Below are 21,616 nucleotides of genomic sequence, written 5' to 3' on the forward strand. Positions count from 1 at the left end.
AACGGGGAAATCTTGTCACACAACATGACCGGCGTAGCGGGGCTGGAGAAGACCGCTTTCCTGCAGGGTCTCCGCTGGAGACACCACGGCACTCCGAAGCCCAGCGGGCCGACACTGCACGACATTGTCGCCATCATCCCGGCGCGTAACGAGGAAATCGGGATCCTCACCTCCCTGAACTCGCTGGCCCGGCAGAGTTGGCGCCCCGACCGGATCGTCGTGGTCGTCAACAACTCCACCGACCGGACGGAACACTTCGCCCAGCAGTTCGCCGCCGATCCGCGCACACCACGTACCGACGTCCTGGTGATGCGGGAGAACGAGCACAAGAAGGCCGGTGCACTCAACTACGGCCTCGCCTGGTTGAGCCAGCGGGTCGGCGGGCGGCTGGACCCGGTCCAGCACGTCCTGGTGATGGACGCCGACACGGAACTGCACCACAAGTTCATCGAACGGGCCCGCAAGGTGATCACCGAGGATCCAAAGATCGGCGGCGTCAGCGCCGTCTGTCTGGGTCGCACCGGGCTGTGGCGCAACCCCTGGCAGAGGTTCCTGCTGGGCATGCAGATCATCGAGTACGGCCGTGCCGCCAACGCCCGCTTCCAGACCGACGTGCACACGATGTCGGGAGCCGGATCGTTCTACCGGGGCGTGGCGCTGCAGTCGGTCATCGACAAGCGCGGCGCGGTGTTCTGGGAGGACCACCGCAACCTCGTCGAGGACTACGAGACGACGCTGACGCTCAAGGAATGCGGCTGGAAGGTGACCGCGAACCAGCTGTGCATCGCCTACACCGACCTCATGCCCACGCTGCGTGAGCTGCTTCAACAACGTCAGCGCTGGGTCCGCGGCACGGTCGACGCGCTGCGAGCCCGGGGCTGGACCAAGTTCACCTGGCACTCGATCGTGTCGATGATCCTCGGGCTGCTCGGCGTCGTGTACCTCATCGGCTGGGGGGCCACCCAACTGGCCAACGCCGTCGCGAGCGGCTTCACGCAACAGCCCATCTTCTGGTTCCTGTTCGCGTTCTGGGTCATCTACCCCGCGGTGATGGTACGCAACCTCGGCTGGAAGGCGATGCTGGTCGAGGCCCTGCTCATTCCCGAGCTGGTCTACACGGTCGTACGCATGTACTGGCTCCTGTCATCCCTCCTCAAGTCCTATTTCACGCCCGTGTCGACATGGAAGTAAGGCAGCGCCTCAGATGAACTCCCTCAAAGGCTTCGGGGTCTGCTTCCTCCTGGCGGTCACCCTGATCGTCATGCGCGAACTCGCCCAGGTCGAGTACGCCCTCCTCGTCCTGACGGTCATCCTCATCACCGGCTCCACCGGGATTTACGTTGCGTCACGTCAGCGATACCGGCGGGACCGCCGCATCGCCGGCGACTGAGCGGTTTCCGAGCACGCATTCAGGTGACGCCGAGAAAACCCGCACGCGAGCGCAACCTACGTGCTGTTTCGTACGTCTAGCAGAGTGACAGCTGTCTCTCAGGGGGGCGACATGACGCAGTTCCGGATCGCCGTTCGGCTCGTCGCCCTGGCAGCGGTCACGCTGGTCGGCGCCGGTGCGTGTGCGTTCGATCCGCAGGCCGACCGTGGCGGGGGCGGGGGACCCGTCCCGGTCGGGGCTGCGGAGCGGGTAACGGGGGCGAGCGGCACGCCCGGGCCGGACCGGTCGGCCGGGGCCGTCGAGTCACCGAAACCCCGGCCGACCCGGAGCCGGCCCGCGCCCAGCCCGCGCGCCCCAGAACCCACCCGCACCGCGCCGACGCCGCGGCCCTCGCCGTCGACCGCCGGCTGTCCGCAGGGCGAGCACCAGCGCGAGGTGGAGACGTACCTCGCGCGCCTCGGCGGGTTCGGCGCGGTCACCGTCGACGGCCGGCAGTCGGCCGCCGACTGCGCCGCGATCAAGCGCTTCCAGCGGCGGTACGACATCCGCCCGGCCCACGGCCGCGCCGGACCGACGACGTACGACGTGGCGAAGCGGCTCGCCACCACCGACACCGACCGCTGCGACGCCGGCTCCGGTACGACGTTCTGCATCGACCTGACCCGGCAGACCACCTGGGTGATGCGCAACGGGAAGGTCGTCGCCGGGCCCACCGTGACCCGTACGGGCATGCCCGGCTACCGCACTCCGGCCGGCACGTTCGAGATCAACTATCGGAACATGAAGGAGTGGTCGAACCCGTACGAGGTGTGGCTCCCGTACTGGCAGCACTTCACCCAGGGGATGGGCTTCCACGAGACCACCACGTACCTGCACGACAAGTCGATCGGCTCGCACGGGTGCGTCAACCTGCTGCACGCCGACGCCGTCCGCTGGTGGGAACTCGGCAGGGTGGGCTCGCGGGTGGTCCTGGTCGGCCGCCGCCCCGGCACCTGAGGTGTCGCACATCCGGTCCGTCGGGGGTTTTATCCCCTGTCACTTCCGTCCCGTCGGTGCCACGCTGGACCCCTGGGTGGGACGCGGGGAGGCGGGATGACGGTCGACCGGGACGCGATCCGGGAACAGCAGGGCGAGCCACCGACGGACGTGTCCACGACGACAGTTGTCGCGTACACGCTCGCCGCCGTGCTGCTGGTGGGCTGGTTCCTCTTCGGCTGGCTGGTGCAGCGGCAGGGCTTCGTCGCCTCGGTCGGTGAGGCCGCCGGCACCGGGTTCGGGCTGCTGCTGGTCGTCGCGGTCGTCGGGACGGTACGCCGCAGCCGGCGCTGAACCCGGTCGCCGGTCACTCCTCCAGCACTGCGGCGGTGATCCGGTGCAGGGCGAACGTGTGCAGCATCTCGGTCCGCTCGTCCTCGGCGCGCAGGTAACCCGCGCCGATCGACACCGGCCGCACGAGTCGGGACGCGGTCGCCCCGTGCGCGTCGACGTACCCCACCCAGACCAGCGCCTTGTCCCGGATGGCCTGCTGGAGCACCGCCAGGGCGTCGCTGTGGGTGTGCGCCGGCACGGGACGGGTGGGCGCGCCGCCCCGGACCACCGCGGGCGCGCGGCGGGCCGCCCGGGCCGCCGCCTCACCCCGGCGGATCTGCTCGACGACGCCGAGCAGTCGGGGCAGGGACAGCTTCGGCCCGGTCAGCGGGTCCACCGTCCGGGCACCCATCGGCACCCGCGCCGGCGCCCGCCGGGCCTTCGGCCGGGCCAGCACGGCAGCGCCGGTGGCGTCCTCGGGCACCGGCGCGTACCCGGCCTCGCGCAGCGTGGTGAGCATCCGGTTGACCTGGTACGGGGTGGCCAGCACGGTCGGCGCCAGCCGCCGCAACGCCAGCGCCTCCAGCCGCCGGTCGGCGAGCACCTCGACCAGCAACGCCTCGTCGTCGCTGCGCACGTACGCCCCGGCGGAGCCGACCCGCAGCCCCCCGTGCTTCCGCGCGATGTCGTCGATCAGGTACGTCAGGCCCTGCGGGACCGGCGTGCGGGAGCGGCGCCGGAACAGCCCGTGCAGGTCGTCGGCCGAGTAGCCGGCGTCCAGGGCGTGGCGGACGCTGGCCGGGGTGACCCGGTGCACGCTCGCCCCACCGGCCGACTCGTGCTCGGCCACCACGTCCAGTTCGGCCGCGAGCGCCGGGTCGGGCGGGCCGGGTACGACCACGGTCAGGTCGGCCTGCACCAGGAAGTGGTCGACCGGGGCGGGCAGCAGCGCGTCCAGCGCCCGTACGGCGGTGGACGGGTCGCCGCTCTCGGTGTCGGCCCGCAACCCCAGTGGGTCGTCGGTGCCCCGCTCGTCGGCCGCCGTCACGTCGGCGAGCAGCAGCCGCCCGTACGAGGTGAGCGCCCCCAACCCCGTCACGCCCAGCGTGGCCGCCTCGGCCAGCACCTCCCGGTGTGCGGTCTCCCGCCCCCGGGCGCGGCGCGGCGCCCGCCAGTCGAGCAGTTCCAGCACCTCCTCGGCGGTGGGCGCGGTGGCGGGTTCCAGGTCGGCGAGCACCGCGAGCACGGCCCGGCGGGCGGCCGGCGCGCCGGCCCGTTCGGCCTCGGCGGAGAGCACGGTGATCGGGCGGTCCCGGTCGTCGCGCTGCCCGACCAGGCCCACCTGCCGGGTCATGGTCAGCCAGGCCCGGGCGAGCTGCTCCCAGCGCTGCGCGAGGGAGACGGCCCGGAACACCTCGTACCCGCCGGTCGGCAGCACCTGCTGGTCGGCGCCGTACCGGCCGGTGGTGGCACCGGGCAGGTCCATCTCGCCGATCAGGCCGGCCGCGTACGCCACCTCCAGCAGCAGAGCGGTCGTCGGCTCGTCCAGCCCGGCCGCGCGGGCCAACCGGCGCAGGTCGCGGACACCGAGGCCACCGGAGCGCAGCACCGGCGCGGGTTCGGCGGCGAGCTGGTCCAGCAGCGCCTCGGTCTGGCGTACCGCCTCCATGGTCTGCCCGGCCCCCGCGGAGTCGGCGGCCTTCGGCTCGCGGGCCGGCGCCGCGACCGGCGGTGGGCTGGTGCGCAGCGGGCCGAGCGGGCCGGTGTCCCGACGCAGCAGCAGGCCGACCTCGCGGGGCAGTTCCACGGTGCCGGCGCCGCCGGCCTTGCCGCCGGAGACGGGCACCAGCAGCCGGTGGTCGACCAGCCAGCGCACCGGCGAGCCGGTCGGCGCGCCACCGTTGGTGGCGTCCGGCGGCAGGTCGTCCTCCGCGCCGACCGGTGGCGCCTGGAGCGCACCCGGCGGGACGCTGCCCACCGGCGGGCCGGCGGCGAGCCGGTCCAGGATCGCGCGGGCCGACGGCGGTGCGGCCAGCAGCGTCCGCCGGAGCTTCGCCGGGTCCGCGCAGAGGGCCGCCGTCCGCAGGTCCAGCTCCTCCGCCGGGCGGCCGAGCCCCGCCGGGTACGGGGAGATCTCGTCGATGCCGCCGACGAGCTGCACCCGGGTGTCCGGTCCGTACAGCAGGAGGAGCCCGCGCAGCCGGTCCACGGCGGCGCGCACCTGGGCCGGTGTGGGTGGGCGCGGGCCGGCGGTGGCCATGGCGAGCACCGCGTCGACCGAGGTGCTGCCGTCCGAGGCGTCCCGGGTGAGCCGGGCCGCGTCGAGGATCAGGAGGGTGAACTGGTCCAGCCCGTCGAGGGCGCGCGCCACCGACACCCGGGACTGGGCCCGGATGGCGAGCGCGGACATGTCGGCCGGCACGGGTACGACGAGGTCCGGCCGCAGCTGGAGGAGCGCGGCGAGGGAGTCGTCCGGCAGCGACCGCAGGTGGTCGGCGAGTGAGGTGGTCATCGTCGTTCCACGCTAGCCCGCCGGTGGGACTTCCCGCCCCTCGACTAGGTTCGGCGCATGTCTGTGCTGACGGTCGGATTCGACCTCGACATGACCCTGGTCGACTCCCGTCCCGGCATCGCCGCCGCCTACCGGGCACTGACCGCGCGGACCGGCGTCCACGTGGACGCCGAGGCCGCCGTGTCCCGGCTCGGCCCTCCGCTGCGCACCGAGATCGCCCGCTGGTTCCCGCCGGAGCAGGTGGAGGAGGCCGTCACCATCTACCGCGAGCTGTACCCGGCGTACGCGATCACCCCGACCGTGCCGCTGCCCGGCGCCCGGGCCGCCCTCGACGCGGTACGCGCACGCGGCGGACGGGTGCTCGTGGTCACCTCCAAGATCGGCCGGTTGGCGCGGCTGCACCTGGACCACCTCGGCCTGGCCGTCGACGAGCTGGCCGGGGACCTGTTCGCGGAGGAGAAAGCCAGCGCCCTGCGGGCGCATGGCGCCACCCACTACGTCGGTGACCACGTCGCCGACATGGCGGCGGCGGGGGCGGCCGGCGTGCCCGGGATCGGCGTGGCGACGGGGCCGTGTTCGGCCGACGAACTGCACGGCGCCGGTGCGGCGGTGGTGCTCGGAGACCTCGGCGGATTCCCAGCGGCGCTCGACCGCATGATCCGGCTAGCCTTGGAGCAGTAGACGTACCGAGCGAAGCAGGGGTTACACGTGCCGACGGGTCGAGTGAAGTGGTATGACGCGGCCAAGGGATACGGGTTCGTCACCAGCGACGAGGGTGGCGACGTGTTCCTGCCCAAGGGCGCGCTGCCGACGGGTGTCACCGACCTCAAGGGCGGTCAGCGGGTCGATTTCAGCGTGGTGGACAGCCGCCGCGGCGCCCAGGCGATGGGAGTCAAGGTGCTGGACGCGCCGCCCTCGGTGGCGGAGCTACGCCGCCGGCCGGCGGAGGAACTGCACGGCCTCGTCGAGGACATGATCAAGGTGCTGGAGGCAAAGGTCCAGCCGGACCTGCGCCGTGGTCGCTTCCCGGACCGGAAGACCGCCCAGAAGGTCGCTCAGCTGGTCCACGCCGTCGCGCGCGAGCTGGAGGTCTGAGGCACGAGCCCGGCGTCGGTGGCCCGACCGAGCAGCGCCTCGACGGCGGCGAACCCGGCCTGACCCAGGTCCGCGGTGAACTCGTTGACGTAGAGGCCGATGTGCCGGTCCACCACGTCGGGCTCCATCTCCTGCGCGTGCGCCAGCACGTACTCCCGGCTCGCCGCCGGGTCGGCCCAGGCCCGCCGGACCGACTCGCGGATCCACCCCGCGGCGGCCTCGGGGTCGACGGCGCCGCGCCGGGCCAGGATCGCTCCGAGCGGGATCGGGAGGCCGGTGTCGGCCTCCCACCACTCGCCCAGGTCCACCAGCGCGGTCAGCCCGTGCCGCGGATAGGTGAACCGCGCCTCGTGGATGACCAGCCCGGCGTCGTACCGTCCGGCGGCCACCCCGGGCATGATCTCGTGGAACGGCACCACCTCGATCCGCGCCGGCGGCCGGTCGGCCGACCAGAGCCGGAAGAGCAGGTACGCGGTGGTGCGGTCGCCCGGCACCGCGACCGTCGCACCGGTCAGGTCGGCCCGCCCGGTCGGGTCGGTGCTCCCGGCGCGGTCGCCGCGGGTGAGGACGAGTGGGCCGCAACCCCGGCCGAGCGCCCCGCCGCAGGGCAGCAGGTGGTAGTCCTCCAGCAGCCACGGCAGCGCCGCGTAGCTCACCTTGACCAGGTCGAACGCCCCCCGTTCGGCGGCCGTGTTGGTGACGTCGACGTCGGCGTACGTCACCTCGACCGGCGGGGCCCCGGGCACCTGGCCGTGCACGAGGGCGTGGAAGACGAACGTGTCGTTGGGACAGGGCGAGATCGCCAGTGAGAGCGCCACGCCCCCACCGTAGCCCTGGACCGGGCGGACGCCCGTCGACGACCTCCGTCGTGTGACCTGGCCTGTGTCCCGGCTGCCTTGTGTCCCGCTGACCTCTGCCGCGCTGGGTCGTCCTCGTCGTCGCCGCCGTCGGGCCGGGTCGATGACCTGTGTCACGCGTCCTGTCGAGCTGATGTCGTAGATGGATCAGACGGCTTGCCGTCCCTGACTCGCAGCTCGCAGCTCGCAGCTCGCGGCTCGCGGCTCGTGGCTCGTGGCTGTGATGTCGTCGGTGACTCAGCTCGACAGTGCGCTGAAGTACTACTGCCGTCCCCAGGCCGGAGAGTTGTCCACAGGGTTATCCACAGAATGGGCCGGCCTGTTGAACGGGGCGGACACGGCCGTCAGCATGGATCGCGTGAACGCGCTGACCAAGCCCGATGAGCCGGACGAGCGGGGCGAGCCGGATGAGCCGGATGAGCCGGATGACCTGGGCGTGATCCTGCGCGCCCTGCGGCGTCGCGCGGATCTGAGCCAGCGCGAGTTGGCCGAGAGAGCCGGCGTCCCACAGGCGACGCTGGCGCGGATCGAGGCGGGGCGCACGGCCGACCCGAGGTACCGGACGGTGGAGCTGCTCGTCCGTGCGGCCGGCGGACAGGTGACGATCGGCGCGCCGGCCGAGGCTGCGCCGGCCGGTGGCCCGCTTCCGGGGGTGCCGCACGACGGGCTGCGGGACACGGCGGGACGCCGGTACCCCGCTCATCTGGACGTCTGGGAGGTCCACGAACCGCGGGACTGGCCGGGTGCCTGGTGGGCCCACTGGTACACCCTGCCGCCGGCGCTGTGGCCGCTGCGGCTTCCGCCGGCGAGCTACCACCGCAACCGCGTCTACCGGGACGAGCGCCGGTGGGGCGAGGAGGTGCGGCGCACCGTCCGGGTCCGACGGGTGACGGGCTCGGGCCTGCCGGCGACGTCGTGGCGGTTCGTCGCCGAGCTGCCCGATGGTGAGCTGGTCGGCGAGCTGAGGGCTCACGAGCGCAGCCCGCACCTGAGGTACGGCGACGACCCCGGCGAGGAGCGGGAACTCGTCCTCGACGGCGTCCTGGTCGCCGACCCGTACCGTCTGCTCGGGATCGGACGTCGGCTGGTGCTTCGGGTCACCGAGGAGATGAGTCTGGCGGGCATCCGCACCGCCCACGCCATCGCCGAGGGCCCGGGGGTCCGCCTGCTGCGCGCCTGCGGATACCGCGAACAGGCGAGCCGACCCTGGAGCATGCGGCTCGACCGACCGGGCGGCCCCGGGTCAGGTCCCGGTGGCGGTCGCGGTCGATAGGGCCGCCGCGGCGGCGGTGAGGGCCTCAAGGGCCTCACGGAGGCGCCAGGCGTCGCGGTCGCGCGGGCCGATCGGGTTGGAGATCGTCCGCAGCTCGACGAAGGGCACCCCGGCGTGGGCGGCGGCGACGGCCACCCCGTACCCCTCCATGGCCTCGGCCACGGCGTCCGGGTGCCGGCGGCGCAGCTCGTCGGTGCTGGTGGCGGTGCCGGTCACGGTGGTGACCGTGAGCACCGGGCCGACCGTGGCGGCCGGGAGGCCGGCGCGGAGGGCGGCCAGCAGCGCGCGGTCGGCGGTGATCCTGACGCCGCCGCCCAGCAGCTCGGCCGGCATGCCCAGCTGGTCCACCGGGATGAAGCCCTCCGGTGACTCGGCGCCGAGATCCGCGGCGATCGCGCTGCTGCCCAGCACGGTGCCCCCGACCGGCACGTGGTCGGGGAATCCGCCCGCCACGCCGGCGCTGACGACACCCCGGTACGGCCGCCCGCCGGCCTCGGCGAGCGCCAGCAGGCGGGCGGTCGCCGCGCCGGCCACGGCCGGGCCGACGCCGACCGCCACCACGGTCGTGGCCGGGTCCGACAGGCCGGCACGGACCGCCTCGGCCTCGGCGGGCACGGCGGTGATCACCAGCAGGCCCGTCACGACAGCGGTCCCCGCGTCTCCCGCCGGGTCTCGTCGTCCGTTCCGCCCCCGCCCGGACCGCCGACGGCGGAGGAGGGGCGGTAGATGTGGTACCCGGGCGGGGCGAGCCCCGCGTCCCCGGAATCGTCGGAGGCGGGCGCCGGTGAGGTCGGGGCCGGGTCCTCCGCGGCCGGGCCGACGTGCGCCGGATCGGTCGGGTCGGACTCGTCCTCGGTCAGTTCGTCATCGGCCAGCGGGCGGCCCTGCAACCGCTCCGCGCGCAGCCGGCCGGCCATCACCACACCCCGCGCGGCGGCCAGGGCGGCCACACCGGCGGCGACGGCGATGCCGATCCGGCCGTCGAACGGCACGAGCCCGAGCCCGCCACCGGCCACGAAGGCGAGCATCAGGACCGTCTCGGAATGCGCGAAGGAGCTGGCCCGCAGCCGCTCCGGGATGCGCTCCTGGATGGAGGCGTCCACCGTCAGCTTGGAGATGCCGCTGATCAGGGCGGTGACCAGGCAGAGCAGCGCGACCATCGGCAGCGAGAACTTCAGGGCGGCGAGCACGGCCACCCCGGCCACGATGACGATGCCGCTGGACTGGATGGCGGTCGGTCGGTGGATGCGCAGTCGGGTGCCCACCGCGGTGGCGAGGAAACTGCCCACCGCGAGCGCGCCGCCGACCAGACCGAGGGCTCCCTCGTCGCCCAGGTCCCGGCCGAACACCACCGTGGTCAGGTCCCCCGACTTGATCGCGAACGCGAGGAAGAGCAGCAGGAAGCCGTACACCGCGCGGAGCGTCGCGGCACCGACCAGGGTGGCGATCACCAGCCGGCCGGCGGGACGGCCCCGGCCGAGAGGCCGGTCCCCGGTACGCCGCCCGAGCGCCCGCAACGGCCGGGGCACCCGCTCCGGCGGCTCCGAGTCGGCCTTCGGCGGCAGCCGCAGGGAGATCACCATGCCCACCAGGAAGATGACCGACGCCACGCGGAGCGGCCACTGCGGCCCGAACCAGAAGGCCGCCAGCCCGATCGGTGCGACCAGCGCGCCGGCCACCGTCCCGTACACGCTGGCCCGTGCGCCGACCTGGGACAGCCCCAGCCCCTCCGGAAGCAGCCGGGGCACGGCGGCCGAGCGGGCCACCCCGTACGCGCGGGAGAGCGCCAGCACCCCGAACGCCGCCGGGTAGAGGCCGAAGCCGTGGATGTAGTCGGAGATCAACCAGGCCAGGAAGGCCCGGCCGAGCATCGTGGCGGCCAGCGCGTAGCGGCGTCCGTGCCGGAAGTGGTCGAGCAGCGGGCCCACCACCGGAGCGAGCATGGCGAACGGCACCATGGTCACCAGCAGGTAGAGGGCGACCTTGCTGCGCGCCTCGCCGAGCGGGACGCTGAAGAAGATCGTGCCGGCCAGCCCGATGGCGATCAGCGTGTCCCCGGCGCACGAGACGGCGTGCAGGTCGAACAGGCGCACCATGCCCACGTCGCCGCCGGCGCCCCGGGTCCGGGCCCGTCCGGCCCGGCGGGTCATCCACCGGCCACTGCTCAGCGAGCCGCGGAACAGCAGGCGGACGGCCTTCACGCCCGTGCCGACGGTCCGCCCCAGGACGGACCGCTCGGGGCGGGAGAACAGCGGCATGTGCACCATCCTCGCCCATTCGGCCCCCACACGCCGCACCACCGCCCGAGAACCTCTGGAGGGAGTGCCTGTCGGCGAGCCGTACGCATGGGGAACAATGGTCGGGTGACCAGGCCCGCCTCCGCTCGTGCCGCCCGCCTCGACCAGGTTTGTGCCGCCGCCGTCGACGTGGCGCGCGACGCCATCACCGAGGTCGACCCCACCGACGTCGGCGACCATCTCCAGGCGGTCGCCGAGGGCGACCGACTCGTCACGCACTACTTCGAGTGCCGGCTCGCCGGTTACCGCGGGTGGCGCTGGGCGGTCACCGTCACCCGGGTGCCCCGCAGCCGTACGGTGACGATCTGCGAGACCGTGCTGCTGCCCGGCCCGGACGCGCTGCTGGCGCCGGGCTGGCTGCCGTGGCAGGAGCGGCTCAAGCCGGGCGACCTCGGCCCCGGCGACCTGCTGCCCACGCCCGCGGACGACGAGCGGCTCCAGCCCGGTTACCTGCTCTCGGACGACCCGGCGGTCGAGGAGACCGCCTGGGAGCTGGGACTCGGCCGGGCGCGGGTGCTGTCCCGGGAGGGGCGCGCCGACGCCGCCCAGCGGTGGTACGACGGTGACCACGGCCCGTCGGCGGCGATCTCCGTCTCCGCCCCGGCCGCCGCCCGCTGCGGAACCTGCGGCTTCTACCTGCCGCTCGCCGGTGCCCTGCGGCAGTCCTTCGGCGCCTGCGGAAACTTCTACGCCCCCGACGACGGTCGGGTGGTCAGCGCCGACCACGGCTGCGGCGCCCACTCGGAGACGCTGATCGAGGTCGGTGAGTCACCGGTCGAGGAGATGCCCACGGTCTACGACGACAGCGCGGTGGAGGCGGTCTCGGTGAGCCGGGCGCCGGGTTCGGTGGAGGCGGCCGAGCCGGCGGAGCCGTACGGGCACTCCTGACGCGACAACCGCCCGTTGATCAGCGGGCGGCGCGGCGGCGACGGCGGTTGGCGTCGTGCCGCATCATCGTGGCGAGACCGGGGAAGCCCCACAGGAAGCCGGCGAGGCAGGTCCACAGCCAGTTCTCGTGATCGTTGTCGGACAGCCAGTCCCGGAAGAACACCAGCAGCACCAACCCGGCGACCGCCCAGGCCGCCATTCCGGCGAGGGCGAAGGGCACCATCGGCGGGTCGAGCGGCTCGGGCCGCGGCTGCTGCTGCTTCGGCACGGGGCAAGCGTACGCGATCAACTTTCCCTCTCCGTCGCTGATCTGGGACGATGCGGCGCGACAACGGATGATCACCTGCGAGGGATTCGATGGCAGTAGCCCCGCCCGAGAACGACCCCCCGTCCGCAGCGCCGCGGAACGGTTTCGACCGGTACTTCGAGATCACCGCCCGCGGCTCGACGATGAGCCGCGAGGTCCGAGGTGGTCTGGCGACCTTCTTCACGATGGCGTACATCGTGGTGCTCAACCCGCTCATCCTCGGTTCGGCCGTCGACGGCGACGGCCAGAAGCTCTCGATTCCCGCTCTCGCCGCCGCGACCGCGCTGGTCGCCGGCGTGATGACGATCCTGATGGGCGTGGTCGGCCGGTTCCCGCTGGCGCTGGCCGCCGGCCTCGGCGTGAACGCGCTGGTCGCGTACGAGATCGCGCCGGAGATGACCTGGGCGGACGCCATGGGTCTGGTGGTGATCGAGGGTGTGATCATCGCGGTCCTGGTGCTCACCGGCCTGCGGACCGCGGTGTTCCGCTCGGTGCCCACGCAGATGAAGACCGCGATCGGCGTCGGCATCGGCCTGTTCCTGACCATCATCGGCCTGGTCGACGCGGGCTTCGTGCGCCGGACCGAGGGCAACACCACCGTGCCGGTGGGCCTGGGCATCGGCGGCAAGCTGGTCAGTTGGCCGATGCTGGTCTTCGTGGTGGGTCTGCTGCTGACCCTCGTGCTGGTGGTCCGCAAGGTCAAGGGCGCGATCCTCATCGGCATCCTCGCCTCGACCGCGCTGGCGATGCTCGTGGAGGCGGCGGGGAACATCGGTCCCTCGTTCGTCGACGGCAAGCCCAACCCCAAGGGCTGGGCGCTGAACGTGCCGGAGCTCCCCAGCAGCGTGGTGGACGTGCCGGACCTGTCGCTGCTCGGCAACTTCAACGTGCTCGACTCGTGGGGTCGGGCCGGCTGGGTCGTCGTGCTGATGTTCGTCTTCACCCTGCTGATCACCGACTTCTTCGACACGATGGGCACGATGGTCGCCGTCGGTCAGGAGGGCGGCATGCTCGACGAGCGGGGCACGCCGCCGCGGGCGAAGGAGATCCTGCTGGTCGACTCGATCGCCGCGGCCAGTGGCGGTGCGGCGAGCGTCTCCAGCAACACGTCGTACATCGAGAGCGCCGCGGGTGTCGCCGAGGGTGCCCGGACCGGTGTGGCCAACCTGGTCACCGGCGTGCTCTTCCTGCTGGCGATGTTCCTCGCGCCGCTGGTGGTCGTCGTGCCGTTCGAGGCCGCGTCCACCGCGCTGGTCGTGGTCGGCTTCCTGATGATGACCGCGGTCCGCACGATCGACTGGTCGGACTACGAGATCGCCATCCCGGCGTTCCTCACGATCGTCCTGATGCCCTTCACGTACTCGATCTCCAACGGCATCGGCGCCGGCCTGATCACGTACGTGGTGGTGAAGCTCGCCAAGGGCAAGGCCCGCGAGATCCACCCGCTGCTGTACGGCGTGGCGGCACTCTTCGTGCTGTACTTCCTGCGCGGACCGATCGAGTCCGTGGTGCTCTGACGCCTCGCTCCGGGCCGGCGTTGAACCGGACTACCCGGCCCGGAGCAGGGCAAACCTCCTCGTGAGCATGGTCATATCGCATGTCGTTAGCCAGGCTCATTAGTTATGCTAACTATCGTGACGGAGCGGACGGTGACGGCTCACAGCGTGCCACCGGCGCAACTGGCACCCCAGTTGCGTGATGCGATCATGCGGCTCAACCGGCGGGTCCGACAGACCCGGCCGGTCGGCGACCTCACGGTCACCCAGCTCTCCGCGCTCACCAGCCTCCGGCTGGCGGGCGCGCTGACGCCCCGGGAACTGGCCGAGGTCGAGCGGGTGCAGCCGCCGACGATGACCAAGATCGTCGGGAAGTTGGAGGAACGCGGTCTCGTGCGGCGTACCCCCCACCCGACCGACGGCCGGCAGGTCATCCTCGCGGCGACCGAGGGGGGCGAGGCGGTGCTCGACCAGTTCGAGCGCGCCCGCGACGAGTGGCTGGCCCACCGGCTGGCCGAACTGAGCGACGAGGACCGGGACACGCTGCACCACGCGGCGGAGATCCTGCACCAGCTCGCCCGCGCCTGACCCGCGCCACCGCGCCCGCGCCGTCCGACGGCGATGACGCGTACGCGAGGAGGCGCACCAAGAGTGCAGGCGAAGCTGAGCACGATGTTCCAGTCCCTACAGGTCCGCAACTACCGGCTCTTCGCATCCGGGCAGCTGATCAAACTGATCGGCGTCTGGATGATGTTCATCGCCCAGGACTGGCTCGTCCTCGAGCTCTCCGACGACTCGGCCACCGCGCTCGGCGTGGTCATCGCCCTCCAGTTCACCCCGGTCCTGCTGCTCACGCTGCTCTCCGGCCGGCTCGCCGACCGGTACGACAAGCGGATGCTGCTCTTCGTCGCCAACGCCTTCTGGACGGTGCTGGCGCTCGCCATGAGCGTCCTGGTGATCACCGACCTGGTGCAGCTGTGGCACGTCTTCACCTTCGCCGCCCTGCTCGGCGTCGCCAACGCGGTCGAAACCCCGGTGCGGCAGGCGTTCGTCTCCGAGCTGGTCGGCACACCGCTGCTGCCCAACGCCCTGTCCCTGAACGCGGCCGTGTTCAACTCGGCCCGGATCATCGGGCCGGCCCTCGCCGGTCTGGCCATCGCGGCCTTCGGCGTCGGCCCCGTCTTCCTGGTCACCGCGCTCAGCTCGGTCGCCCCGCTGGTCAACGTGATCCGGCTGCGTCCGGCCGAGCTGCACCGGGACGCCCTGCTGCCGCGCGACGAGCGCGCCTCGGCCAAGGTGGTCGACGGCCTGCGCTACGTCTGGGGCCGCCCCGACCTGCTGCTGCCGATGGTGATGATCTCGGTGATCGCCACGGCACTGTTCAACTTCCAGCTCACGCTCGCCGCACTGGCCAAGACCGTCTTCAACACCGGTGCCGCCTCGTTCGGCCTGTTCAGCAGCGCGCTGGCGGTCGGTGCCCTCGCCGGGGCGCTGGCCGGCACCAGCCGACGCAGCCGGCCGTCGGTCTGGGTGGTGCTGGGTGCCGCCGTCGCCTGCTCGACCTTCGGCACGCTGGTCGGGCTCGCCCCGGCGTACTGGCTGGTCGTGGCGCTGCTGCTCCCCACCGGGTTCTTCATGGTGTTCTTCGCCCAGGCTTGCAACCAGCGGATCCAGCTCGGTACGGACGCCGCCTTCCGGGGCCGGGTGATGGCCCTCTGGGTGCTCGTCTTCCTCGGCACCAACCCGGTCGGCGCACCGGTGATCGGCTGGCTCGCGGAGACGTACGGTGCCGGGGCGAGCATCTGGATCGGTGGCCTTGTCTCGCTGGCCACGGCCCTGCTCGCGCTCACCTGGCAGCTGCGCCGGTCCGGCGCCCGCCTGCGTTTCCGCATCCTGCCGGCCCCGCGCTTCTACGTCACCTCCCCGGAGTGAAAGGAAGGGCCCCCGCTTAACGCCTCACGTAGAGGAAGGGCCCCCTGTTAACACTCGACGGATCAGGGCAAATCGGTGGCGGGGGCGCGGCCAGCGGCTTAGCGTCGATCCGTGGAGGTCGGACGGGGACTGGTGCTCGCCCTGGCGGTCCTCGCCGTGCTCGGCCTACCGGTGCTCGTCGCCGTGGTCTGCTGCGCCGACGAGCTGCTGGACCGGGTCGTCTGCGGGTTCGCCGACTGGCGGCAGGGCCGCCGCGACCGCCGCACCATCGACCGGCTGAACCGGGCGATCGAGGCCGACACCCTCACCCGGGACATCGACATGAGCCGCTTCGACCGGCCCGACCGCCAGCCGCTGGAGACGCTCGCCGCCGACCTCCGCCGCATCGGCGGCCGGCGGGGCGGCGGGCGCGCGGTGGTCTGGCACGGCACGGTCCTCCAGGCGTACGACGACCGGCTCCAGATGGCCTGTGTCGCGCTCGGCATCCCCCAGCACCTGGGCGAGCTGACCGGTGTCGACCGGGAGATCGAACGGGTCCGGGTGGAGGGCCTGCTGCACGACGCCGGGCTGACCCTGCCCGCCGCCCGGGCCGAGCACCGGCTGCGCCACCCCTGAGCGGGTCGCGGTGAGGCTCTTCGTCGCCGTGTACCCGCCGGCCGAGGCCGTCGCGCATCTCGGCGAGCAGGTCGCCCGGCTGCGGCTCGGCACGGCCGCGGCCAACGGCACCAACGTCCGGCTCGCCGACACGGCCAACGCCCACGTCACCCTCGCCTTCCTCGGCGACGTCGAGGCCGACCGGCTGATCGCGGTGGAGAGCGCACTGGGACTGGCCGCCGAGTGGTTCCGCGACGGTCGGGCGTCCACGCCCCGGCTCCGGCTGACCGGCGGCGGGCGCTTCGGGCGGAACCGGTTCACCGTCGTGTGGGTGGACCTCGGGGGAGACGTCGAGGCCATGAACGTGCTGGCCCGCCTGGTCCGGTCCCGGCTGCGGCACGGCCGCCTCCCGCACGACGAGAAGCCCTTCCGCCCCCACCTGACCGTGGCCCGACCCGGTGACCGGGTGCCCGCGGAGGACGTGGCCGCCGACGTGGAGACCCTGCGGGCGTACGAGGGGCCGGAGTGGCCGGCGACCGAGATGGTGCTCGTCCGCAGCCACCCCGGCCCCCGGCCCACCTACGACCGGTTGGCCGCCTGGCCCCTCTGACCCTTCCGGTGCGGCGCCTCCGCTACCAGGCCCACGCCTCCGGGCCGGGCCCGCCGTTGCCGATCGGCGGGAAGAGCTCGTCGAGGCGCTTCGACGCCGCGTCGTCGAGGGTGACGGTCAGGGCACCCAGCGAGCGGTCCAGCTGCTCGGTGGTGCGCGGACCGATGATCGGCGCGGTCACGCCGGGCCGGGAGAGCAGCCACGCCAGCGCCACGTCCGCCGGGTCGTGACCGAGGTCGGCGCAGAACTTCTCGTACGCCTCGATGGTCGGCCGGTGCGCGGCCAGGGCGTCGGCGGCGCGGCCGGAGGTGCCGCGCGCCGCCCCGCCCTCGGCCATCTTGCGCAGCACGCCGGAGAGCAGCCCGCCGTGCAGCGGCGACCACGGGATGATGCCCAGGCCGTGGTGCTGCGCGGCGGGTACGACCTCCAGCTCCACGTGCCGGGTCAGGAGGTTGTAGATGCACTGCTCGGACACGAGACCGAGGAAGTTGCGCCGGCCGGCGGCCTCCTGCGCCACCGAGATGTGCCAACCGGCGAAGTTGGACGATCCGACGTAGAGCACCTTGCCCTGGGCGACCAGGGTCTCCATGGCCTGCCAGATCTCCTCCCACGGCGTGGTGCGGGAGATGTGGTGCATCTGGTACAGGTCGATCGTGTCGGTCTGGAGCCGGCGCAGCGACCCCTCACAGGCCCGCACGATGTGCCGGGCGGAGAGTCCCTGCTCGTTGGGCCAGTCGCCCATCTTGCCGTAGACCTTCGTGGCGAGGACGACCTTCTCCCGCCGGCCACCACCCTGGGCGAGCCAGCGGCCGATGATCTGCTCGGTGACGCCCTCGCCGGTCTGCCACCCGTAGACGTCAGCGGTGTCGAAGAAGTTGATGCCGTGCTCCAGGGCACGGTCCATGATGGCGTAGCTGTCCTGCTCGCTGGTCTGCGGCCCGAAGTTCATCGTGCCGAGGCAGAGGCGACTGACCGACAGACCGGTCCGGCCGAGGTTCGTGTACTCCATCGGTCCACCCTGTCACGCGGGCACTTCGAGTGCCCACCATCAGGGTGGACCGAAGGATCAGGAGGACTCGCGGGCCGCCGGGCCGCTGCCGAACAGGACGTCGTCCCAGCTCGGCAGGCGCTTGCGCGGCTTACCGCTGGCATCGGTGGACTCGCCCGCCGCGGCGGCCGGCGCACCCGTGCGGCGGGGCCGGAGCACCGCGAGCGACGGCACGGCCGGCACCTCCTTGGGCGCGTCCGAGTCGTCGTCGAAGGCCGAACCCTGCCCACCGCCGAGGAGCGCCGCGGCACCGCCGCCCATCGCCCGCTGGCGGGGCGAGTCCGACCCGGCCAGAGCGGCCGGCGTACGCGGCTCCAGGCCCCGGCCCGAGGTGGCGCCGAGCGGCCGGTCGAGCGAAGCCAGCAGGGCGTCCCGGCCGGCGCGGATCGGGTCGCGGCCCGGGCGGGCGTGCTCCCCGGGCGAGGGCAGGCCGTGGCCGCCCCGACCGGGCTCGGACCGGGACGGGCCGGGCAGCGCGTGACCGCCCCGCTCGGGTGCCGGCTCCTGGCCGAGGATCGGGGTGGGGCGTTCGGCGCACAGGTACTGCGCCATGTCGTCGTGCGGCGCGACGTTCTGCCGGGTCTTGTCCAGGTCCCAGACGGCCTGCGCGGTCGCCTTGCCCGACGGCCACGTGGCGACGATCCGCCAGGTGCCGTCGTCACGGCGCCACGCGTCCCAGGAGATCTTCTCGGTGTCGATCCCGTGCTGGGACAGCCGGCCGTTGACCACCTCGGCGAGCGGGGTGGGCTTCTCCGCGCCCTTGAGCCGGGTGCGGCGCGCGTGCTGGGCGAGCATGGCCCGCTCCTGGAGCACCGGACCGGCGTAGCGGAGAACCCGGTCGACCGGCACGCCGGCGATGCGGGCCACGTCCTCTGCGGACTCACCGGAGCGGATCCGGGCCTGGATGTCGCGCGGCGAGAGCGAGGGCGCGACGTCGGCGACGGCCGGGGCCGCCGCGAGCGGTGGCCCACCGGGCTCGGCGTGCAGGGCAGAGGCGATGCGCTCGTCGATGGGAAGGGCGAGCAGTCGCCCGACCTCGTCGGCGAGCACCAGTGCCTGGCCGTCCTCGGAGAGGGCGACGAAGCGTACTGGGCGCATAGCGTTGCCTCCGTCCCGCTTCGCTGACCGCACGCCACGAGTCGGCCACCCGGGCGTCTCGCACCACCGTACGCTGTCCTGCCCGGAGGTGGGGGAAGCGACACCCGCATGTCGCGACTGAGCTGCGACGATGATCACGGTCGGTGGCCGCCGGAGGCCCGGTGGCCACCGACCGTGACGGTAGGTCAGAGTCGCTCGACGACGTAGTCGATGGAGGCGGTCAGCGCCTCGACGTCGGCCGGCTCGACGGCCGGGAACAGCGCGACGCGGAGCTGGTTGCGGCCGAGCTTCCGGTACGGCTCGGTGTCCACGATGCCGTTGGCGCGCAGCGCCTTCGCGATCGCCGTGGCGTCCACCTCGTCGGCGAAGTCGATGGTGGCGACCACGTTGGACCGCAGTGCCGGGTCGGTGACGAAGGGGGTCGCCACCGACGACCGCTCCGCCCAGCCGTACACGATGTTGGCGCTCTCGGCGGTGCGCTTCGCCGCCCAGGCCAGGCCGCCCTGCGAGTTCATCCAGTCGGTCTGCTCGGCGGCCAGGAAGATGGTGGCCAGCGCCGGGGTGTTGTAGGTCTGCTCCAGCCGCGAGTTGTCGATCGCGGTGACCAGGTCGAGGAAGGCCGGAATGTAGCGGCCCGACGCCTTGATCTCGGCGGCCCGGTTCAGTGCGGCCGGCGACATCAGGGCCAGCCAGAGGCCGCCGTCGGAGCCGAAGCACTTCTGCGGGGCGAAGTAGTAGACGTCGGTCTCGCCGACGCTGACCTCCAGGCCACCGGCCCCGGAGGTGGCGTCGACCAGCAGCAGGGAGCCCTCGTCGGCGCCGGCCACCCGGCTGATCGGCACCGCGACACCGGTCGACGTCTCGTTGTGCGGGGTCGCGTACGCGTCCACCCCGGCCTCGGCCACCAGCGAGGGCGCGGAGCCGGCCTCCGACTTGCGGACGGTCGGCTCGCCCAGGAACGGCGCGTCCTTGACGGACTTGGCGAACTTCGCGCCGAACTCCCCGAAGCTGGCGAACTGCGCCCGGTCCCGGATCAGGCCGAACGTCGCGACCTCCCAGAAGGCGGTGGTGCCGCCGTTGCCGATGACCACCTCGTAGCCCTCGGGCGGGGAGAAGAACTCGGCCATGCCGCGGCGCAGCCGGGCGACCTGGTCGCGCACGGTCTTCTGCCGGTGCGACGTGCCGAGGTAGCTCGTCGCCACGTCGGCCAGGGCGGAGACCGCCGCCGGACGGACCTTGGACGGCCCGCAGCCGAAGCGGCCGTCGGCGGGCTTGATCTCGTCGGGAATCCGGATGGTCGGTGCGTCAGCCACGGTTGTCTCGATCCTTCCACATGGGCGAGGGCGGGCCGGTCCGGCGACACTGCCGACCCTCATCCTCGCACTCCGGCCGACCACCATCGCCGCTGGTCCCACGCCGGGCCCTGAGGCGTACGCCACAGCCCGCTCCGCCCTGCCCTCGGCCCGCCGTCCCGGTCCGCTCCGCGGTCTCCGTCATGTCGCGGGGCGCAGTACCGGTTCCGAGACATGATCGACTCGACGTCACTGACCTCGGGGTGTCCGGGTGCGTTTTTCGACCCGACTTCAATGACGTCGAGTGGATCTACACCGGGGCGGGCCGGGGCGGGTGGGGGCGGGGTGGGAGTGGGTTGGCGGTGGCCGGGACGGGCGAACCCCCGTCCCGGACTGGGACGGGGGTTCGGAGGTGCTGCGGGACCAGGCGAACGGGTCAGACGCCGTGCGGGATGGCGTCCCAGCCCTCGACCTCCTGCGGCTTGCGGGGGCTGTGGCCGACGTACCGGGCCGACGGGCGGACGAGCCGCTGGAGGCGCTTCTGCTCCAGGATGTGCGCGCTCCAGCCGCCCATCCGGGCGCAGGTGAACATGGAGGTGAACATGTGTGCCGGTACCTCGGCGAAGTCGAGGACGACGGCGGACCAGAACTCGACGTTGGTGGCGAGCACCCGGTCCGGGCGGCGGGCCTGGAGCTCGGCCAGCGCGGCCTTCTCCAGCGCCTCGGCGATCTCGAAGCGCGGCGCGCCCAGCTCCTTGGCGGTGCGGCGGAGCACGCGGGCGCGCGGGTCCTCGGCCCGGTAGACCCGGTGGCCGAAGCCCATCAGCCGCTCGCCCCGGTCGAGGACGCCCTTGACGTACCCCTCGGCGTCGCCGCTGCGCTCGACCGCCTCCAGCATGCTGAGCACGCGGGACGGCGCCCCACCGTGCAGCGGGCCGGAGAGGGCGCCGATGCCGGAGGAGATGCAGGCCGCGGCGTCCGCGCCGGTCGAGGCGACGATCCGGGCGGTGAACGTGGAGGCGTTCAGGCCGTGCTCGGCGGCCGAGATGAAGTACGCGTCGACGGCCTTGACGTGGCGCGGGTCGGGCTCGCCCCGCCAGCGCTTCATGAAGCGCTCGACGATCGTCTGCGCCTTGTCGATCTCCTTCTGCGGCACGGCCGGTAGGCCCAGGCCGCGGGCGGACTGGGCGACGAAGGACAGCGCGGTGACGGACACCCGGGCCAGGTCCTCGCGGGCCTGCTCGTCCGAGATGTCCAGCAGCTGGCTGAGACCCCAGTACGGGGCGAGCATGGCGACGGCCGACTGCACGTCGACGCGGATGTCGCCGGAGTGCACCGGCACCGGGAACGGCTCGGCCGGCGGCAGGCCCGGGCCGAAGCGCCCGTCGACGAGGAGCGCCCAGACGTTGCCGAAGGAGACCTGGCCGATCAGATCCTCGATGTCGACCCCGCGATAGCGCAGCGCGCCGCCCTCACGGTCGGGTTCGGCGATCTCGGTCTCGAAGGCTACGACGCCCTCCAGTCCGGGTTTGAAATCGGCCATGTCGCTCTCCTGGATCTGCTCGGTGCGCCAGCCCGGGCTCGGATACCCGGCCCAGCCGGGCGAGCGCCTCAGGCGA

Annotated in this window: 22 protein-coding genes; 13 read left to right on the forward strand and 9 right to left on the reverse strand. The window is 73.0% G+C overall.

Annotated features, from left to right (window positions below; translation table 11 throughout):
• The first annotated feature begins 24 nt into the window (after positions 1 to 24).
• From ACIBR0_RS22030 to ACIBR0_RS22045, 4 genes are all read left to right on the forward strand, one after another.
• Positions 25 to 1,191 carry a glycosyltransferase family 2 protein gene (locus ACIBR0_RS22030; RefSeq protein WP_357037956.1) on the forward strand — a complete coding sequence of 389 codons (1,167 nt, stop codon included), beginning with the start codon at positions 25 to 27 and terminating at the stop codon, positions 1,189 to 1,191.
• Between the two features lie 13 nt (positions 1,192 to 1,204).
• Positions 1,205 to 1,390 (forward strand): hypothetical protein, encoded by a 186-nt coding sequence (locus tag ACIBR0_RS22035; protein WP_396718481.1) that lies wholly within the window; start codon positions 1,205 to 1,207, stop codon positions 1,388 to 1,390.
• A 111-nt stretch (positions 1,391 to 1,501) separates the two neighbouring features.
• Positions 1,502 to 2,386, forward strand: coding sequence for a L,D-transpeptidase family protein (locus ACIBR0_RS22040; RefSeq protein ID WP_396718483.1), 885 nt, complete (start codon positions 1,502 to 1,504; stop codon positions 2,384 to 2,386).
• Positions 2,387 to 2,482: 96 nt separating this feature from the next.
• Complete coding sequence (locus ACIBR0_RS22045) at positions 2,483 to 2,719, forward strand: hypothetical protein (protein ID WP_396718486.1); 237 nt, start codon at positions 2,483 to 2,485, stop codon at positions 2,717 to 2,719.
• Positions 2,720 to 2,732: 13 nt separating this feature from the next.
• On the opposite strand, the gene ACIBR0_RS22050 is transcribed toward ACIBR0_RS22045, so the two are convergent.
• Positions 2,733 to 5,210: a helicase-associated domain-containing protein gene (locus tag ACIBR0_RS22050; protein WP_396718488.1), complete on the reverse strand. Its 2,478-nt coding sequence runs from the start codon at positions 5,208 to 5,210 to the stop codon at positions 2,733 to 2,735.
• A gap of 57 nt (positions 5,211 to 5,267) precedes the next feature.
• Here ACIBR0_RS22050 and ACIBR0_RS22055 point away from each other — a divergent pair, with 57 nt between their 5' ends.
• Both ACIBR0_RS22055 and ACIBR0_RS22060 read left to right on the forward strand, forming a co-directional pair.
• Positions 5,268 to 5,891 carry an HAD family hydrolase gene (locus tag ACIBR0_RS22055; protein ID WP_396718489.1) on the forward strand — a complete coding sequence of 208 codons (624 nt, stop codon included), beginning with the start codon at positions 5,268 to 5,270 and terminating at the stop codon, positions 5,889 to 5,891.
• 27 nt (positions 5,892 to 5,918) lie between these two features.
• Positions 5,919 to 6,305: a cold shock domain-containing protein gene (locus tag ACIBR0_RS22060; RefSeq protein WP_357039148.1), complete on the forward strand. Its 387-nt coding sequence runs from the start codon at positions 5,919 to 5,921 to the stop codon at positions 6,303 to 6,305.
• Here ACIBR0_RS22060 and ACIBR0_RS22065 read toward each other — a convergent pair.
• A complete protein-coding gene (locus tag ACIBR0_RS22065; RefSeq protein ID WP_396718491.1) occupies positions 6,266 to 7,123 on the reverse strand; it encodes a 1,4-dihydroxy-6-naphthoate synthase in 858 nt (285 codons plus the stop codon). The genes ACIBR0_RS22060 and ACIBR0_RS22065 overlap by 40 nt on opposite strands.
• A gap of 397 nt (positions 7,124 to 7,520) precedes the next feature.
• On the opposite strand from ACIBR0_RS22065, the gene ACIBR0_RS22070 reads away from it, so the two are divergent.
• Entirely contained in the window at positions 7,521 to 8,435 is a 915-nt protein-coding gene (locus tag ACIBR0_RS22070; protein WP_396718493.1) for a GNAT family N-acetyltransferase, read from the forward strand.
• On the opposite strand, the gene ACIBR0_RS22075 is transcribed toward ACIBR0_RS22070, so the two are convergent.
• Together ACIBR0_RS22075 and ACIBR0_RS22080 are read right to left on the reverse strand one after the other, a co-directional pair.
• Positions 8,406 to 9,077 carry a futalosine hydrolase gene (locus ACIBR0_RS22075; RefSeq protein ID WP_396718495.1) on the reverse strand — a complete coding sequence of 224 codons (672 nt, stop codon included), beginning with the start codon at positions 9,075 to 9,077 and terminating at the stop codon, positions 8,406 to 8,408. The genes ACIBR0_RS22070 and ACIBR0_RS22075 overlap by 30 nt on opposite strands.
• Positions 9,074 to 10,693, reverse strand: a complete 1,620-nt coding sequence (locus tag ACIBR0_RS22080) for an MFS transporter (RefSeq protein ID WP_357033896.1) — start codon at positions 10,691 to 10,693, stop codon at positions 9,074 to 9,076. Before ACIBR0_RS22080 ends, ACIBR0_RS22075 begins: the two co-directional genes overlap by 4 nt.
• Before the next feature lie 87 nt (positions 10,694 to 10,780).
• Between ACIBR0_RS22080 and ACIBR0_RS22085 the strand changes: the two genes are divergently transcribed.
• The gene (locus ACIBR0_RS22085; RefSeq protein WP_396718497.1) at positions 10,781 to 11,620 is read left to right on the forward strand and encodes a DUF3027 domain-containing protein; all 840 of its coding nucleotides are present in this window, start codon (positions 10,781 to 10,783) and stop codon (positions 11,618 to 11,620) included.
• Positions 11,621 to 11,639: 19 nt separating this feature from the next.
• Here ACIBR0_RS22085 and ACIBR0_RS22090 read toward each other — a convergent pair whose 3' ends face one another.
• Complete coding sequence (locus tag ACIBR0_RS22090; protein WP_357033892.1) at positions 11,640 to 11,888, reverse strand: DUF2530 domain-containing protein; 249 nt, start codon at positions 11,886 to 11,888, stop codon at positions 11,640 to 11,642.
• A gap of 89 nt (positions 11,889 to 11,977) precedes the next feature.
• Between ACIBR0_RS22090 and ACIBR0_RS22095 the strand changes: the two genes are divergently transcribed.
• From ACIBR0_RS22095 to thpR, 5 genes are all read left to right on the forward strand, one after another.
• A complete protein-coding gene (locus ACIBR0_RS22095; RefSeq protein ID WP_396718499.1) occupies positions 11,978 to 13,444 on the forward strand; it encodes an NCS2 family permease in 1,467 nt (488 codons plus the stop codon).
• A 117-nt stretch (positions 13,445 to 13,561) separates the two neighbouring features.
• Positions 13,562 to 14,011 (forward strand): MarR family transcriptional regulator, encoded by a 450-nt coding sequence (locus ACIBR0_RS22100; protein WP_357033888.1) that lies wholly within the window; start codon positions 13,562 to 13,564, stop codon positions 14,009 to 14,011.
• 63 nt (positions 14,012 to 14,074) lie between these two features.
• The gene (locus ACIBR0_RS22105) at positions 14,075 to 15,355 is read left to right on the forward strand and encodes an MFS transporter (protein ID WP_396718502.1); all 1,281 of its coding nucleotides are present in this window, start codon (positions 14,075 to 14,077) and stop codon (positions 15,353 to 15,355) included.
• Positions 15,356 to 15,466: 111 nt separating this feature from the next.
• Positions 15,467 to 15,970, forward strand: coding sequence for a hypothetical protein (locus tag ACIBR0_RS22110; RefSeq protein ID WP_396718504.1), 504 nt, complete (start codon positions 15,467 to 15,469; stop codon positions 15,968 to 15,970).
• Between the two features lie 10 nt (positions 15,971 to 15,980).
• Positions 15,981 to 16,559 carry an RNA 2',3'-cyclic phosphodiesterase gene (gene thpR, locus ACIBR0_RS22115; RefSeq protein ID WP_396718506.1) on the forward strand — a complete coding sequence of 193 codons (579 nt, stop codon included), beginning with the start codon at positions 15,981 to 15,983 and terminating at the stop codon, positions 16,557 to 16,559.
• Positions 16,560 to 16,581: 22 nt separating this feature from the next.
• Here thpR and ACIBR0_RS22120 read toward each other — a convergent pair whose 3' ends face one another.
• From ACIBR0_RS22120 to ACIBR0_RS22135, 4 genes are all read right to left on the reverse strand, one after another.
• On the reverse strand, positions 16,582 to 17,568 hold the full coding sequence (locus tag ACIBR0_RS22120) for an aldo/keto reductase (RefSeq protein ID WP_396718508.1): 987 nt from the start codon (positions 17,566 to 17,568) through the stop codon (positions 16,582 to 16,584).
• Between the two features lie 57 nt (positions 17,569 to 17,625).
• Entirely contained in the window at positions 17,626 to 18,705 is a 1,080-nt protein-coding gene (sepH, locus tag ACIBR0_RS22125; RefSeq protein ID WP_396718509.1) for a septation protein SepH, read from the reverse strand.
• 185 nt (positions 18,706 to 18,890) lie between these two features.
• Positions 18,891 to 20,018: a phosphoserine transaminase gene (serC, locus tag ACIBR0_RS22130; RefSeq protein ID WP_396718512.1), complete on the reverse strand. Its 1,128-nt coding sequence runs from the start codon at positions 20,016 to 20,018 to the stop codon at positions 18,891 to 18,893.
• 415 nt (positions 20,019 to 20,433) lie between these two features.
• Positions 20,434 to 21,540, reverse strand: a complete 1,107-nt coding sequence (locus ACIBR0_RS22135) for a citrate synthase 2 (RefSeq protein ID WP_357034035.1) — start codon at positions 21,538 to 21,540, stop codon at positions 20,434 to 20,436.
• Positions 21,541 to 21,616 lie beyond the last annotated feature (76 nt).

Origin of the sequence: Micromonospora sp. NPDC049497 (genome assembly GCF_044465805.1) — a bacterium.
Lineage (GTDB): Bacteria > Actinomycetota > Actinomycetes > Mycobacteriales > Micromonosporaceae > Micromonospora.

What these genes read in the sequence shown, in the direction of transcription:
- ACIBR0_RS22055 (WP_396718489.1), top strand. Translation starts at nt 5,268, where the DNA reads ATGTCTGTGCTGACGGTCGGATTCGACCTCGACATGACCCTGGTCGAC.
- ACIBR0_RS22120 (WP_396718508.1), bottom strand. Translation starts at nt 17,568, where the DNA reads ATGGAGTACACGAACCTCGGCCGGACCGGTCTGTCGGTCAGTCGCCTC.
- ACIBR0_RS22135 (WP_357034035.1), bottom strand. Translation starts at nt 21,540, where the DNA reads ATGGCCGATTTCAAACCCGGACTGGAGGGCGTCGTAGCCTTCGAGACC.
- ACIBR0_RS22035 (WP_396718481.1), top strand. Translation starts at nt 1,205, where the DNA reads ATGAACTCCCTCAAAGGCTTCGGGGTCTGCTTCCTCCTGGCGGTCACC.
- ACIBR0_RS22095 (WP_396718499.1), top strand. Translation starts at nt 11,978, where the DNA reads ATGGCAGTAGCCCCGCCCGAGAACGACCCCCCGTCCGCAGCGCCGCGG.
- sepH (WP_396718509.1), bottom strand. Translation starts at nt 18,705, where the DNA reads ATGCGCCCAGTACGCTTCGTCGCCCTCTCCGAGGACGGCCAGGCACTG.
- ACIBR0_RS22080 (WP_357033896.1), bottom strand. Translation starts at nt 10,693, where the DNA reads ATGCCGCTGTTCTCCCGCCCCGAGCGGTCCGTCCTGGGGCGGACCGTC.
- ACIBR0_RS22050 (WP_396718488.1), bottom strand. Translation starts at nt 5,210, where the DNA reads ATGACCACCTCACTCGCCGACCACCTGCGGTCGCTGCCGGACGACTCC.
- ACIBR0_RS22040 (WP_396718483.1), top strand. Translation starts at nt 1,502, where the DNA reads ATGACGCAGTTCCGGATCGCCGTTCGGCTCGTCGCCCTGGCAGCGGTC.
- ACIBR0_RS22045 (WP_396718486.1), top strand. Translation starts at nt 2,483, where the DNA reads ATGACGGTCGACCGGGACGCGATCCGGGAACAGCAGGGCGAGCCACCG.
- ACIBR0_RS22085 (WP_396718497.1), top strand. Translation starts at nt 10,781, where the DNA reads ATGGGGAACAATGGTCGGGTGACCAGGCCCGCCTCCGCTCGTGCCGCC.
- ACIBR0_RS22030 (WP_357037956.1), top strand. Translation starts at nt 25, where the DNA reads ATGACCGGCGTAGCGGGGCTGGAGAAGACCGCTTTCCTGCAGGGTCTC.